The sequence below is a fragment of the Nocardiopsis protaetiae genome, from assembly GCF_045446735.1.
Lineage (GTDB): Bacteria > Actinomycetota > Actinomycetes > Streptosporangiales > Streptosporangiaceae > Nocardiopsis > Nocardiopsis protaetiae.
The window spans coordinates 1-14,187 of sequence record NZ_JBJJBV010000046.1 but is presented as its reverse complement, the minus strand read 5'-3'; the positions used below and the strand labels follow the sequence as shown (position 1 = coordinate 14,187).

Below are 14,187 nucleotides of genomic sequence, written 5' to 3'. Positions count from 1 at the left end.
CCTGCTGTTCTCCGGGCGGGCCGCCGGGCCGCCGGGCCGCACCGGGCGGGCCGTGCCGGGTCACAGGAAGCCGGAGAGCACGGACAGCCCCACCGCGATGAGCACCGGCCCCAGGACCAGCCGCAGGCCCTGGCCCAGCACGACGTTCAGCGGGGACAGAGTGCCGGTGGCGAAGAGCTCCGGGGCGGATTCCACGTAGCGGACCCGCACCGGCCCACCGGCCGCCGGTCCCGCCACGAGGCGGTCGATCGGGTCGCGGCGGTGCACCCGGCGGCCGTCGGCGGTGGTGAACCGCACGCTCTGGCAGTGGACGGTGCTGCTCCTCGACGCGGAGTCGGACGACCGGGTGCGGGTCTCGGTCCAGGTGTCGGTGACGGTCCCCTCGGCCTCCGCCATTCGGCTGCGCTGCAACCCGTACAACAGGCGCACCAGGGCGGGCAGGACGGCGAACGTCATGCGCAGGCCCGCGAGCACGATCACCGCGGGCACCACCAGGAAGACCAGTCCGAACGGGGAGACGGAGCCGTTCAGGGCGATCGCCGCGGTCGCCAGCACGACGAGGACCGCGAGCACGGTCTCGGCGATCCGGAACGGGCGTGCGCCGGAGTCCTTCGGGACCTCGAAGTACCCGTCGCCGTCGGCGCGGGCGATGCGCAGCACCCGCAGCCGGGAGGGGTCGGCGGGCGTGTACACGCCCTCCACGCGGGTGCCGGGCTCGGGGTCGTACCCGCCCAGCCCCGAGTCGTCCACGGCCTCCCAGGTGCGGCGGCCGTCCGGGGACTCCGCCCGGACCGTCACGGCGGCCGGGCCCACCGCGTTCCGGCGCGGGGGAGCCGAGGACAGGACGGCCCCGTACACGGGCTCGCCCCCGCGGCGCAGGGGATCGCGCCGCAGGAGGGCGGGGACCCCGCGGAGCCGACGGACCGCCCACAGCAGGGCGAAGACGGCGAAGAGTCCGGCAAGGGCATAAAGGAGGAGGTGGGGGAGTTCCATCCCCCTTTTCTACCCGGCGGATGCCGCCCCGGTCAGAGGGAGACCCGCCGCAGGGGCACCGTGCCGGGCAGGTCCGCGTCGCCGGCGGTCGCGAACACCGTGGCGCGCTCCGCCTCCAGCCGCTTCCAGGTCTCCTGCGGATCGGTGCCGGTGTCCGGGAGCGGTGTCAGGATGATCGGCGCGCCCGCCGCCACCGGCCCCAGCAGCAGCTCGGCGCCCTGCCCCAGCACGCTCGGCGGGGCCTGCGGGTCCAGGATCAGCACCACCCGGTCGGCGTCGGTCAGCCCCCAGCGCCGTGCCCGGTCGCGGCCGCCGGCGACCAGGTCCCCGCCCGTGCGGGTCCCGGACAGGCGCAGCGCCGGGAGTTGCGGGTCCACCGGGTAGGGGGAGAAGCGGTCGCCGTACCCGCGCACCTCCACCGAGTAGTCCAGCACCATCGGCGGGACCTCCCGCAGCGGCAGCCCCAGCGGGTGCAGCGAGGTGCCCACGACCTCCTCGGCGCCGCTGCCCAGCGCCGCCTCCAGGCGGTCGGCGTCGGCTACCGCCACCTGGGCGTCCGCGGGCAGGTCGCCGCCCTCGGCGATCTCGGCGACCGCGCCCACCGACCAGCACGCCGTCAGCCACACCAGCGCCTGCCAGTGCACCGGCAGGGCCAGCACCACCCGGTCGCCCGGCTGCGTCCCGAACCCGTCCACGAGCATGTTCGCGGTCTTGGACACCCAGTTGTCGAAGGTGGCCCGGGACAGCTCCACCCGGCCGCCCGAGGCGTCGTAGGAGGTGATGAACGGGCGGGAGGGGTCGGCGGCGACCAGGTCGCGCCACAGCTGCGCGGGAGTTTCGGACATGGCCCTCACTCTAGGACCTGGCGGGTCCGGAGGTGGGCCGGAGGGGGCGGCGGTGAGAGGCGGCGGGTCCGTAACAAACCGTCGTGCGGTGTGCGAGGAGGTGACGGGAAGTGACAGAGTTGCCCCATGCGCTTGCTTCCCGGACGATTCCTCGCCCGTGTCACCGCGCTGCCCGCGATCGCCGTGTCCGCCTGGCTCCTGGTGGCCTTCCCCCTTCTGGCACTCGGACTGTTCACCCCCTGGATCGCCCTGATTCTGGGGGTCCCCGCCGTGATCGCGGCCGGTGCCCTGGTGCCACGGCTCATACCCGACCTGGACGAGGACGTGCCCTGGTGGCCCGTCCTGCTCGTCCTGGTGGTCACTACGGCGTTCGCGATCGTGCAGATCGCCTACCACGCCGAGGCCCTGGTCATCCGCCGCGACCCGGCCTCCTACGCCATGTACACGGCGTGGATCGCCGAGAACGGCCACCTGCCGATCCCGCAGCAGCGCGAGCTCATCGCCGGGGACGACCCCGCGCTGAGCTACCAGAGCCTGGCGCACTACGAACGCGACGACGTCATCTGGCCCCAGTTCATGGCCGGCGCCCCCCTGGTCACCGCCATCGGGTACTGGCTGGGCGGCCTCGACGGCATGCTCATCGCCACGCCGATCCTGGGCGCCCTGGGCGTCCTCGCCTTCGCCGGGCTCACCGCCCGCCTGGTCGGCGCCCGCTGGGCCCCGCTGGCCGCCCTGGTCCTGGCCCTGTGCCTGCCCCAGCAGTGGGTCAGCCGGTTCACCTACAGCGAGCCCGTCACCCAGATCCTCCTCATCGGCGGCCTCATCCTGGCCTACGACTCCCTGGTCAGGCGCACCCACATCACCGACCGGTGGTCCAGGGCGCAGACCCTGGCCGCCGTCGCCGGACTGGTGCTCGGCCTGGCCCTGGTCGTGCGCATCGACGCCATCCGCGACCTGCTGCCCGTCATCGGGTTCATCGCCCTGCTCCTGCTCGCCCGGCGCGGCCAGGCCCTGCCGCTGCTCGGCGGCCTCGCGCTCGGCACCGGACTGGGCTTCTACGCCGGGTACGGGCTGTCCCTGCCCTACCTGGAATACCTGTCGGACTCCCTCGACCCGCTGCTCATGATCAGCGGCGGGGTGGTCCTCGCCGCCGCCCTGGGCACCGCGGCCCTGTGGCGGTACGGCCTGCCGCGCACCGACCGGGTGCGGTGGCTGCCCGTCGCCGTCGCCGCCCTGGCCCTGCTCACCATGGTGGGCTTCGCGATCCGCCCGCTGCTGTGGCCCGACTACGGCCACGGCAGTGACTTCACCGACGGCTGGGTCGCCTACGTCCAGGCCCAGGAGGGGCTGCCCGTCGAGGGCAGCCGCACCTACTACGACATGAGCCTGTACTGGGTGGGCTGGTACGTGGGCCTGGGCACCGTCCTGTTCGCCTCCCTGGGCGTGGCCCTGGTCCTGCGCCGCCTCACGCAGTGGCGCGACCCCCAGTGGCTGCTGCCCGCCATGCTGCTGGTGTGGTCGGTGGCCACCACGCTGCTGCGCCCCGCCATCACCCCCGACCACCCCTGGGCCAGCCGCCGCCTCATCGTCCTGGTCATCCCCGCGTTCGTGCTGTTCGCCGTCTGGTTCCTGTCCTGGCTCACCCGCTACTGCGCCATCGCCGTGCAGGCGGAGAAACACAACTCGGCCTTCCGGGTGCTGCCCGTGGTGGTCGCCGCCGGGGCGGCCGTGGCGATGGTCGGCCCCACCGCCATCACCTCCTTCTCCGGGATCATGGGATACCGGCAGGACGTGGGGACGGTGGCGGCCACCGAGCGATTGTGCGAGGCCCTGCCGGACGACGCCTCGGTGGTCGTCGTCGACCCCGGCATGGCGGGCAACTACATGCCGCTGCTGCGCAACGTCTGCGGGGTGCCCACCGCCGCGCTCGACGACGCCACGCCCGAGAACGTGGACCGCGTCACCGGGGAGATCCTGGAACGCGGCCGCACGCCCGTGCTCGCCTCCGAGGACTGGGAGCAGCTCACCGCCCTGGTCCCCGGCGTGGAACCGGACCGGCCCTTCCACGTGGTGGCGCAGATGGATCCGAGTACTCTCATGGAACCGCCCACCGGCCACTGGAGCTTCGTCGGGAGCGTGTGGATCACGGTCGTCCCCCGGACCTGAACCCCGCCCCGGCCGCTCGCCGCACGGCCCCCGTCCCCGTCGAGAAGAACGCATGAGCCAGACACACGACGACGCCCGAACCCGCCCCGATTCCGGCCCCGGGACCGACCCCGCCGATCCGCCGGTGCGGGTCACCATCGTCCTGCCCTGCTACAACGAGGAGGACCACGTCGTCGACGAGGTCAAGCGGATCTGCTCGGCCATGGACGCGTCCGGGTACGGGTACGAGCTGCTGGCCGTCGACGACGCCTCCACCGACGCCACCCTGGAGCGGCTGCGCGAGGTCGCGCCCGTGTTCCCGCACATGCGGATCATCGCGTTCGGGCACAACGGCGGCTCCGGCACGGTCCGCCGCATCGGCAGCCAGCGGGCCCGCGGCGAGTACGTGGTGTGGACCGACGCGGACATGAGCTACCCCAACGAGCGCATCCCCGAACTCGTCGCCATGCTCGACGAGGACCCCGAGATCGACCAGGTGGTGGGCGCCCGCACCCAGGAGATGGGCAGCCACAAGGCGCTGCGGGTGCCCGCCAAGTGGATCATCCGCAAGATCGCGGAGAAGCTCACCAACACGCGCATCCCCGACCTCAACTCCGGGCTGCGCGTGTTCCGCCGGGACGTGGCCCGCCCCTACCTGCGGCTGCTGCCGCCCGGGTTCTCCTGCGTCACCACCATCACGCTGGCGTTCCTGTCCAACCAGCACCCGGTGCGGTACGTGCCCATCGAGTACGCCAAGCGCGCCGGGAAGTCCAAGTTCCACTTCGTCACCGACGCGTACCGGTACATCCTCCAGGTGCTGCGCATGGTCATGTACTTCAACCCGCTCAAGGTGCTGATGCCGCCCGCGCTCACCCTGCTGGGCCTGGGCGCCGCCAAGTTCGTGTTCGACCAGGTGCGCAACCCGCTGTACATCCCCAACAACACCGTCATGATCCTCATGACCGGTCTGATCATCGCCGCGATCGCCCTGCTGGCCGACCTCATCGTGCGCTCCCGGGAAGGGGCGTGAGCACCGCGCGGGTCGCGCTGGTCGGCCCCGTCCACCCCTACAAGGGCGGCGGCGCCCGGCACACCACCGAGCTGGCGCACCGGCTGCGCGCCGCCGGGCACCCCACCGCGGTCGAGTCGTGGCGGGCCCAGTACCCGGCCGCGCTCTACCCGGGGACGCAGACCGTCGGCGAACCCGAGGGGGAGCCCTTCCCCGACACCCGCCGCGAGCTGGCCTGGTACCGGCCCGACGGGTGGTGGCGGACCGGGCGGCGGCTGGCCCGGGAGGCCGACCTGGTGGTCCTCACCCTGTTCTCGCCCGTGCAGGTGCCCGCCTACCTCGGCATCCTGGCCGGGGTGCGGTCGGTGCGGGGTGAGCGCACCCGGGTGGTGGCGCTGTGCCACAACGTGCTGCCGCACGAGCGGCGGGCCGTGGACGTGTCGCTGGTCCGGGCGCTGCTGCGGCGGGTGGACGGGGTGCTCGCCCACTCCGCCGAGCAGGCCGGCCTGGCGCACGGCCTGCGCGGCGCCGGGTTCGACGCCCCGGTCACGGCCGTGCTGCCCCCGCACCTGCCCGACACCGGCGCGGTCCTCCCCCCGGAACCGGGGGAGCGCCGCCACCTGCTGTTCCTGGGCATCGTCCGCCCCTACAAAGGCGTGGACGTGCTGCTGCGCGCCCTGGCCGCCGGCGCGCCCGACGACGTGTCGCTGACCGTCGCCGGGGAGTTCTGGGGCGGCACCGCCGACCTGGCGGCGCTCGCCGCCGACCTCGGGCTCGGCGACCGGGTGCGGCTGCGCGACGGGTACGTGCCCGCCGAGGAGCTGCCGGGCCTGTACGCCGCCGCCGACGCGGTGGTGCTGCCCTACCGGACCGCCACCGCCAGCCAGAACGTGTGGCTGGCCCACGAACACGGCCTGCCGGTGATCGCCACCCGCGCCGGGGCCCTGGCCGACCACGTCCGCGAGGACGTCGACGGGCTGCTGTGCGCCCCGGGCGACGCCGACGACCTGGCCCGCGCGCTCAAGGAGTTCTACGCCCCGGGCACCCCCGAGCGCCTGCGCGCCGGCGTCCGCCCGGTCGACCCCGCCCCCTTCTGGGCCGACTACACCACCCGCCTCCTCTCCGCCTGAGCCGCTCCCCGCGGCCCCCGCGGCCCCGGCGCCCTGGCGGTGCCGGGGCGCCGGGACTACAGGGGCCAGTCGTCGGTCCAGCCGATCTCCTCGTAGGCGACGTACCGGGCGTGCTCGCCCGGCTGCTGCCAGGAGGTGTCGGACTCCGGCGGGGTGATGACGATCGTCTCGTAGGAGAGCAGCGCCGCGGTCTCGGGGTCGAACAGCAGCCGGTGCTCGAACCGTCCCCGGTCGCCCTCGCCGGCCTCCTGGGAGATGCCGACCGCCGGGCGGCCCAGCACGTCCTCGCCCTCGAAGGGCACCGCCTCCGGGGCCTGGGCGATCATCGCGTAGATGCCCGCCCGTACCTCGGGCGGCACCGGCAGGACGGCGGCCTCGTGGTAGGGCAGCAGGGGTTCGGTGCCGGGACGGGCCAGCGTGCCCAGGCCGAACTCGTTCCGCAGCGCGCCGGGGTCGGTCGGCAGGGCGGCCAGGTCCGGGCCCTCCAGCCGGGTGGTGTCGCCGATGTCGTAGTACGGGTCGTCGTACGGCGCGCTCAGTTCCAGGGGGAGCTCCTGGGGGATCTCCGCCTCCCCGTACACGCTTTCGGTCCAGCGCTGCGGGGAGCCGTCGCGTTCCCAGGCGGCGCGGTGCCCCTCGGAGGCCAGGTCCCAGTCGTTGCCCAGGCTGCGGCCGACCGACCGCGCGGCCGCGGTGTCCCGCCAGTACTCGGCCGGGCTCCGGTACAGGATCGTGTAGGGGTCCTCCGCCGGGCCCACGCCCATCGCCTCGGCCCGCTCCACGCGGGTGTACCACACGGTCCCGGCCTGCTCCTGGGCGCCGATCATCTCGATGAGCGGCCCCATGGTGTCCATCGGGTCGGCCCCCACCGGGGCGGACGGTGACGGGGCGGCGGCCGGAGGGGCCTCCCCGCCCGGATCGCAGGCGGTGGCGGTGAACAACAGGGCGGCGATCAACGGGAACCGGGGGTGGATGAGGCGCACGGGCTCTCCTGTCCGAGGGGGGAACGGCAGGTCCGCGGGGAACGGCGTGCCGCTGTTGGAACGACCATAACCAGCCCTCGGACAAGGGTCCCCGGGGGGCCGTCCCGGAAGGGGTCCGGGACGGCCGTGCCGGGTGCCCCGGCCGGGTGGCGGATCGCTACAGCGGCGGCTCCTCGATCCAGGCGGGAGTCCCGTAGAGGGTGTACTCCACCACGTCGCCCGGCTCGGACCAGTCGGCCTCCGCCTCGGAGGGCTCGGTCACGACCGCTTCGCGGGAGAGCAGGTGGCCCGTCTCGGGGTCGAAGAGCAGCCGCTGCTCGACCGTGCCGGCCGCGGTGGGCGGGAGGGTGTAGGCCACGCCCACGGCGGCCCGGCCGGACACGTCCGTCGCCTCCTCGATCGGACGGACGCCGGGAAGCCCGGCCAGGACGGTGTACATACCGGCTCTGACCTCGGGCGGGAAGGGGAGGGACAGCCCTGTGCCGACGTACAGGAACCGCAGGGTGTCCTCGTCCGGCTCTCCGCTCTCCGGTGTCCACCCGTGCTCGGTGACGAGGTGGTCCTGGTAGGCCGTGTCCACCGCCCCGGTCTCCGCATCGGGGAACAGCGCCTCCTCCAACCGCGAGGGGTCGGGGGGCAGCTCCTGGAGGCCCGGGTGGTCCACGGTCGCGGCCCCGAGGTTCCATCCCCCCGGCTGGGGGCCCGAGATCTCCCCGCCCTCCTCCCGCGTGGGGATCTCCACCCGTTCGGTCACGGGGTCGTACGGCCAGTACTCGGGCGATCCGTCGCGCTCCCACGCGGCCCGGTGCCTCTCGTCCACCAGCTCCCAGGTCGTCTCGTTGGTCCGCTGGGCGCTCAGGCCCGCCTCCTCGCCCTCGAACTCGCCCGTGTGGATGTCGTATGCGCCCGTCCAGCTCCATTCCTCGGTGCGGTACACGCGGTACACCCCGTACCGGCCGTCCTCGGGCCCCACACCCCAGGCCTCTCCCCAGGTGCGCTCCTGGTGCCAGACACCGCCGTCGACGGGCTGGGCGCGGGCTGCCTCGATGACCGGGGCCATCACCGCCATGGCGGGGCCGTCCGCCGCCTCGGCGGGGTCGGCGGCCGGTGGCGCGGTGTCCTGGGTACAGGCGGTGACGGCGAGCAGCAGGGCCGCGGTCGCCGGGAGCAGGGGGCGGAAGTGACGCATGGGGGTTCCTGTTCAAGGGGGCGGCATGCCGCCGTTGGGACGCCCGTCGCGGGCGTGGGGTTCGCCTGCCCGGGATCCGCGCCGTCCGTCGTGCGGATCCCGGGGCCAGGCCGTGGGCGCACCGGCCCGAGCCGGTGAGCGGGATCGCTACAGCGGTGGCTCGTCGATCCAGGCGGTCTCGTAGAGGCCGTATTCCACCACGTCTCCGGGCTCGCACCAGTCGGCCGCCGACGCGGAGGGTTCGATCACCACCTGTTCCCTGGAGAGCAGGCGGCCGGTCTCGGGGTCGAAGAGGAGTCGGTGCTCGACGGTACCGAAATCCGTGGGGTCGGCCGGGGCGTAGGCCACCCCCACGGCGTCCCGGCCGGACAGGTCCGTCACCTCCCCGAGCGGCCGCAGACCGGAGAGCCCGGCCAGGACGGTGTACATGCCGGCCATCGTTTCGGGGGGAAGGGGGATGGCCAGGTCGTAGCCGATGTCCAGGAAGAGCCGGTCCTCCTCGGCCGAAGGTGCGTCCGGGTCCTCGTACGCCAGGATCATCTCCCGCAGTGCCTCCGGGGAGGAGGGGAGTTCCTGGAGGTCCCGGTGTTCCAGTGGCCCGCCTGCCAAGTACCACCCTGTGCCGCTGGGGCCGAGGAGTTCGCCTTCGACGTTCGTAGCGGAGGCATGGGGAACCGGCCCATCGCCGGTCTGCTCGCCGGTCCAGGAGTCGGGGGAGCCGTCGCGCTCCCACGCGGCCTGATGCCTGTCGTCCACCAGGGCCCAGTCGCCGAAGTCGTAGCGCAGGGCGCTCAAACTCTCCTCCTCGTCCGGGGAACCGCCCGATTCGAGGGGAAGCTCACCCATCCAGCTCCACTGCTCGCTGGAACGGATGTCGTACACCCCGTACCTGTCATCCTCGGGCCCCACACCCAGGGCCCACCCCGTGGTGGTGCTCTGGTACCACACGTCGCCGCCGACGGGCTGGTCGCGGACCGCCTCGATGATCGGGGCCATCGCCTCCATGGCGGGCGCGTCCGCCTCCGTGGCCTCCTCGGAGGGGTCGACGGCCGGGCCCACGCCGACCGTGAGCGAACCCGGGAACACCACCAGCGCCAGGAAGACGACGGCCGCCGCGACCACGGCCAGACCGCTCAGCACCAGCGGCAGCCTGCGTGGTCGGCGCGCCGACCGGAATTCTCTGCCGCCCGGTCGCCAGCCGGTCAGCAGGGCCAGCTCCTCCGGGGAGCGTTCGGGGATCTCGGACCTCAGGGTCCTCAGGTGATCGAGCTCGTTCACCGGGCCCCCTCCTCGTGGTGGACGGCGGACGCGGACAGGTCGGTGCGCAGGCGTTTGCGGGCGCGGTGGAGCCGGGAGCGCACGGTGCCCACGGGGATGCCGAGCACCGTGGCGACCTCCTCGTAGGTCAGCTCGCCCCAGGCGATCAGCAGCAGCACGTCGCGGTCGCCCTTGGACAGCCCGGCCAGCGAGGCGGCCAGGGAGGCCGACACCGAGTCGGCGTCCACCCGCGCGTCGACCCGGTCGGCGTGCCCCTCCAGGACCGGGTCGACGCCGGTCCGCGCCAGGGCGCGGTAGTGGCGGGTCTCGGTGCGGTGGTGTCTGCGGATCAGGTTGGCGGCGATCCGCCACAGCCAGGGGCGTGCGTCGGGGTACGCCGGGTCGTAGCGGTGGCGTTTGCGGAAGGCGATGTGGAAGGTCTCGGCGACCACGTCGTCGGCCTCGGCGGGGCCGAGCCTTCGGGCCGCGTAGCGGTGCAGTGCGGGTGCGTGCCGGCGGAAGATCTCACCGAAGTCGGCGGGTTCGTACAGTGACCGGCGGACGACCGACGCGTCGCTCTCCGCTCCTTCGGGCACGCGCGCCCAGGAGGCGGTAGGGGACATGGGGGTCCAATCCGTGGGGGACGTCAGGGACGTGCTTCTACCTGTAGTAGCCCGATCCCCGGAAAGGGGTTCACGCCGGTTCGGAACGGGGCCCGTCCGCGTCCACCGGGCGCCCCCCGAGCCGCGACAGCGGCACCGACAGCCCCGCCCACGCCACGTCGGCGACCGTCATGACCAGCCGCGACAGCACCGCCGCCACCAGTGCCGCCCCGGCGTCCACCACCGGGGCCAGGGCCACCACCAGCACCGCCTCGCGCACCCCCAGCCCGGCCGGGGCGAACACCACCAGCAGGCCCAGCGTCCAGGCCAGCGCGTACGCGCCCACCGCCGGGGCCAGCGACCCCCACGGGTCGCCGCCCACCGCCCACACCAGCACCCACAGGTGCAGGCCCAGCGGCACCCACGCCGCCAGGGTCCACCCCAGCGCCGCCGCCATCGCCCGGCCGCCGATGTCCAGCGGTCCGGCCTCGGCCACCTCGCGGAACCGGGCGAACGGGCGCGCCGCCAGACGCACCCCCCACCGCACCACGCGCGGGTGCAGCCCGGCCAGCAGCAGCGGGGCCAGGGCCAGCGCCCACCACCACGTCCGGGCGGCCTCCGCCGACGACAGCGGCAGCGCCACCGCGGCCACCGCCAGCCCCGCGGCCACCGTCACCCCCACCGCCAGCAGGGTCGCCGCCGTGCCCCGCACCCGGGGCACCTCCCGGTCGCGGGCCAGCTCCACCTGGGCCACGAACGCCCACACCGACCCCGGCAGGTACTTGCCGAGCTGGCCCACGAACATCACCCGCGCCGCCACCGGCACCGGCAGCGGCGACCCCAGCCCGGCCAGCAGCGCGCGCCAGGCCATCATCTGCGCGGTCAGCCCGGCCATCCCGGCCAGCACCGCCAGCGGCAGCGTCCACAGCGGAAGGGCCAGCGCGGCGTCGCGAGCCTGCCCCCAGTGCCCGTGCAGCGCCCACCCGGCGCACGCGCACAGCAGCAGCACCAGCACCAGCCGCACCCAGGGGTCGCGGCGCAGCCGAGCGAGCACGCGGTCCTCCTCGATCTCCGTCCTGCGCCGACCCTACGCCCCGGGCGGTGCCCGGCGGACCACCGCGCCCCGCGTCCGCCGACGGCCCGGGCGTTCACAGCCACCGGCGGCCCTGCGTCCACCGGAGGTCCCGCACCCGCCGACGTCCCTGGCGCCCTCGCCCCGTTCCCGACGTCCGTGCCCGGTACCGCTCCCCGCTCCCGCGGTAGGTGCCGCTCCCCGCCCCGGTGCCCGGGGCCGGTGCCGTTCACCGGGGCGGAACCCCCGGGGCGTAGGGTGCCGCTTATGACCGGTGCGAACGAACCCGCCCCCACCCCGTCCGCCATGCGCCGCGCCCTGGCCCGCGCCCGCGACGGCAAGACCCTCGACGCCGCCGAGGCGGAGGTCCTGTTGCACGCCCGCGGCGAGGACCTGGAGACCCTCCTGGGGTACGCCTCCCGGGTGCGCGACGCGGGCCTGGAGGCGGCCGGGCGGCCGGGCGTGGTGACCTACAGCCGCAAGGTGTTCGTCCCCCTCACCCGCCTGTGCCGGGACCGCTGCCACTACTGCACCTTCGCGACCGTGCCCGGCCGCCTGGACTCCCCGTTCATGTCCCCCGACGAGGTCCTCGACATCGCCCGCAAGGGCGCCGCGATGGGCTGCAAGGAGGCCCTCATCACCCTGGGGGACCGCCCCGAGGACCGGTGGAAGCAGGCCGCCGAGTGGCTCGACGCCCACGGCTACGACGACACCCTGTCCTACGTGCGCGCCGTCTCCATCATGATCCTGGAGGAGACCGGGCTGCTGCCCCACCTCAACCCGGGCGTGCTCACCTGGGCCGACTTCCAGCGCCTCAAGCCCGTCGCCCCGTCCATGGGCATGATGCTGGAGACCACCTCCCGGCGGCTGTTCGAGGAGAAGGGCCAGCCCCACTACGGCAGTCCGGACAAGGACCCGGCCGTCCGCCTGCGCGCCCTGGAGGACGCGGGTCGCACCAGCGTCCCCTTCACCACCGGCATCCTGCTGGGCATCGGGGAGACGATCGCCGACCGGGCCGAGTCGATCTTCGCGATGCGCTCCGTCGCCCGCCGCCACGGCGGGATCCAGGAGATCATCGTCCAGAACTTCCGCGCCAAGCCGGACACCGCGATGATGCACCGGGCCGACGCCGAGATCGACGAGATGGCCGCCACCATCGCCGTCACCCGCCTGGTCATGGGGCCCAAGGCGCACGTCCAGGCCCCGCCCAACCTCATCGGCGGGGAGGACGGCGGCCGCGACGAGTACGCGCTCATGCTCCGCGCCGGCATCGACGACTGGGGCGGGGTCTCCCCGCTCACCGCCGACCACGTCAACCCGGAGCGGCCCTGGCCGCAGATCGACGATCTGGCCGCCCGCAGCGCCGCCCAGGGGTTCGAGCTCAGGGAACGGCTCACCGCGTACCCGGAGTACATCCGCGCGGGGGAGCCCTGGCTCGACCCGCGGCTGCGGGCGCACGTCGAGGCCCTGGTCGACCCCGAGACCGGACTGGCCCGCGAGGACGCGCCCGTGGTGGGCCGCCCCTGGCAGGAGCCCGAGGCGGTGCTCGCCGACACCGGGCGCACCGACCTGCACACCGCCGTGGACACCGAGGGCCGCACCGGCGACCGGCGCGGCGACTTCGACTCGGTGTACGGCGACTGGGAGTCCCTGCGCGAGGGCGTCGACCGCGACGGCGCGGTGCCCCGCCGGTTCGACCCGGAGATCGCCGACGCCCTGCGCGCCGCGGAGAAGGACCCCGCGGGGCTCTCCGACGCCCAGGCCCTGGCCCTGCTGCACGCCGACGGGTCCGAGCTGGAGGCCCTGGCCGGGCTGGCCGACGGGGTGCGCCGCGACGCGGTCGGCGACGACGTCACGTTCGTGGTCACCCGGAACATCAACTTCACCAACGTCTGCTACACCGGCTGCCGGTTCTGCGCGTTCGCCCAGCGCCGCACCGACGCCGACGCCTACACCCTCTCCCTGGACCAGGTCGCCGACCGCGCCGAGGAGGCGTGGAACGCGGGCGCCACCGAGGTGTGCATGCAGGGCGGCATCCACCCGGACCTGCCGGGCACCGCCTACTTCGACATCGCCGCCGCCGTCCGCGAACGCGTCCCGGGCATGCACGTCCACGCGTTCAGCCCGATGGAGGTGGTCAACGGGGCGGCGCGCACCAACCTGCCGGTCCGCGAGTGGCTCACCCGGGCCCGCGACGCGGGCCTGGGCTCCATCCCGGGCACCGCCGCGGAGATCCTCGACGACGAGATCCGCTGGGTCCTCACCAAGGGCAAGCTCCCGGCGAGCGAGTGGATCGAGGTCATCACCACCGCGCACGACCTGGGCATCCCCACCACGTCCACGATGATGTACGGGCACGTGGACTCGCCCCACCACTGGGTGGCGCACATCAAGCTGCTGCGCTCGCTCCAGGAGCGCTCCCTGGAACGCAACGGGCGGCCGGGGTTCACCGAGTTCGTGCCGCTGCCGTTCGTGCACACCAGCGCGCCCATCTACCTGGCCGGCCTGGCCCGCACGGGCCCCACCGTCCGCGAGAACCGCGCCGTGCACGCCCTGGCCCGCCTGCTGCTGCACGGGGCGATCGACAACATCCAGTGCTCCTGGGTGAAGCTCGCCGAGGACACCTGCCGCCTGCTGCTGCGCGGCGGGGTGAACGACGTGGGCGGCACCCTGATGGAGGAGACCATCAGCCGCATGGCGGGCTCCGACCAGGGCTCGTACAAGACCATCACCGACATCCGCGCCCTGGTCGCGCCGACCGGCCGCCCGCTGCGCCAGCGCACCACCCTCTACGGCGAGGTCCCCGCCGAACGCCGCGCCGTCGCCGAGGCCAGCGACGGCGTCGCCCCGAGCATCCTGCGCCGCTCCCTCCCCCTCGTCTGAGAGGCCCGGGACCGGGAACGACCGGGCCCCGGGAACCACGGAGCCCCGGGAACGGCGAAGGGGCGGGAGCGCCGGGGGA

The 14,187-nt window shown here is 74.3% G+C and carries 11 protein-coding genes; 4 read left to right on the top strand and 7 right to left on the bottom strand.

All coding sequences use genetic code 11. From position 1 onward, the window contains the following. Nucleotides 1–60: 60 nt before the first annotated feature. Together ACJOT3_RS10020 and ACJOT3_RS10015 are read right to left on the bottom strand one after the other, a co-directional pair. Nucleotides 61–993, bottom strand: a complete 933-nt coding sequence (locus tag ACJOT3_RS10020) for a DUF3592 domain-containing protein (RefSeq protein ID WP_406971190.1) — start codon at nucleotides 991–993, stop codon at nucleotides 61–63. A gap of 32 nt (nucleotides 994–1,025) precedes the next feature. Beyond that, complete coding sequence (locus ACJOT3_RS10015; RefSeq protein ID WP_406971188.1) at nucleotides 1,026–1,838, bottom strand: TIGR03089 family protein; 813 nt, start codon at nucleotides 1,836–1,838, stop codon at nucleotides 1,026–1,028. A gap of 126 nt (nucleotides 1,839–1,964) precedes the next feature. Between ACJOT3_RS10015 and ACJOT3_RS10010 the strand changes: the two genes are divergently transcribed. From ACJOT3_RS10010 to ACJOT3_RS10000, 3 genes are read left to right on the top strand one after another with little or no spacing between them, the layout of a single operon-like run. Next, entirely contained in the window at nucleotides 1,965–4,004 is a 2,040-nt protein-coding gene (locus ACJOT3_RS10010) for a hypothetical protein (protein ID WP_406971186.1), read from the top strand. A gap of 52 nt (nucleotides 4,005–4,056) precedes the next feature. Beyond that, nucleotides 4,057–5,013: a glycosyltransferase family 2 protein gene (locus tag ACJOT3_RS10005; RefSeq protein WP_406971184.1), complete on the top strand. Its 957-nt coding sequence runs from the start codon at nucleotides 4,057–4,059 to the stop codon at nucleotides 5,011–5,013. Next, on the top strand, nucleotides 5,010–6,122 hold the full coding sequence (locus ACJOT3_RS10000) for a glycosyltransferase family 4 protein (RefSeq protein WP_406971182.1): 1,113 nt from the start codon (nucleotides 5,010–5,012) through the stop codon (nucleotides 6,120–6,122). Before ACJOT3_RS10005 ends, ACJOT3_RS10000 begins: the two co-directional genes overlap by 4 nt. Nucleotides 6,123–6,178: 56 nt before the next feature. Here ACJOT3_RS10000 and ACJOT3_RS09995 read toward each other — a convergent pair whose 3' ends face one another. The 5 genes from ACJOT3_RS09995 to ACJOT3_RS09975 all read right to left on the bottom strand — a co-directional run bounded on the left by ACJOT3_RS09995 (nucleotide 6,179) and on the right by ACJOT3_RS09975 (nucleotide 11,207). Next, nucleotides 6,179–7,105, bottom strand: a complete 927-nt coding sequence (locus tag ACJOT3_RS09995) for a hypothetical protein (RefSeq protein WP_406971180.1) — start codon at nucleotides 7,103–7,105, stop codon at nucleotides 6,179–6,181. A 157-nt stretch (nucleotides 7,106–7,262) separates the two neighbouring features. Then, the gene (locus ACJOT3_RS09990) at nucleotides 7,263–8,294 is read right to left on the bottom strand and encodes a hypothetical protein (RefSeq protein WP_406971178.1); all 1,032 of its coding nucleotides are present in this window, start codon (nucleotides 8,292–8,294) and stop codon (nucleotides 7,263–7,265) included. 147 nt (nucleotides 8,295–8,441) lie between these two features. Then, complete coding sequence (locus ACJOT3_RS09985; protein ID WP_406971176.1) at nucleotides 8,442–9,572, bottom strand: CU044_5270 family protein; 1,131 nt, start codon at nucleotides 9,570–9,572, stop codon at nucleotides 8,442–8,444. Then, nucleotides 9,569–10,174 carry an RNA polymerase sigma factor gene (locus tag ACJOT3_RS09980; protein ID WP_406971174.1) on the bottom strand — a complete coding sequence of 202 codons (606 nt, stop codon included), beginning with the start codon at nucleotides 10,172–10,174 and terminating at the stop codon, nucleotides 9,569–9,571. The genes ACJOT3_RS09985 and ACJOT3_RS09980 overlap by 4 nt, the downstream gene beginning before the upstream one ends. 70 nt (nucleotides 10,175–10,244) lie before the next feature. Further along, nucleotides 10,245–11,207, bottom strand: a complete 963-nt coding sequence (locus ACJOT3_RS09975) for a lysylphosphatidylglycerol synthase domain-containing protein (RefSeq protein WP_406971172.1) — start codon at nucleotides 11,205–11,207, stop codon at nucleotides 10,245–10,247. Nucleotides 11,208–11,492: 285 nt separating this feature from the next. On the opposite strand from ACJOT3_RS09975, the gene ACJOT3_RS09970 reads away from it, so the two are divergent. Further along, the gene (locus tag ACJOT3_RS09970) at nucleotides 11,493–14,108 is read left to right on the top strand and encodes a bifunctional FO biosynthesis protein CofGH (protein WP_406971170.1); all 2,616 of its coding nucleotides are present in this window, start codon (nucleotides 11,493–11,495) and stop codon (nucleotides 14,106–14,108) included. Nucleotides 14,109–14,187: the final 79 nt, after the last annotated feature.

Excerpts from the sequence above, each read along its gene's own strand:
- ACJOT3_RS10020 (WP_406971190.1), bottom strand. The coding sequence starts at position 993 with ATGGAACTCCCCCACCTCCTCCTTTATGCCCTTGCCGGACTCTTCGCC.
- ACJOT3_RS09980 (WP_406971174.1), bottom strand. The coding sequence starts at position 10,174 with ATGTCCCCTACCGCCTCCTGGGCGCGCGTGCCCGAAGGAGCGGAGAGC.
- ACJOT3_RS10010 (WP_406971186.1), top strand. The coding sequence starts at position 1,965 with ATGCGCTTGCTTCCCGGACGATTCCTCGCCCGTGTCACCGCGCTGCCC.
- ACJOT3_RS09970 (WP_406971170.1), top strand. The coding sequence starts at position 11,493 with ATGACCGGTGCGAACGAACCCGCCCCCACCCCGTCCGCCATGCGCCGC.
- ACJOT3_RS10005 (WP_406971184.1), top strand. The coding sequence starts at position 4,057 with ATGAGCCAGACACACGACGACGCCCGAACCCGCCCCGATTCCGGCCCC.
- ACJOT3_RS10015 (WP_406971188.1), bottom strand. The coding sequence starts at position 1,838 with ATGTCCGAAACTCCCGCGCAGCTGTGGCGCGACCTGGTCGCCGCCGAC.
- ACJOT3_RS09990 (WP_406971178.1), bottom strand. The coding sequence starts at position 8,294 with ATGCGTCACTTCCGCCCCCTGCTCCCGGCGACCGCGGCCCTGCTGCTC.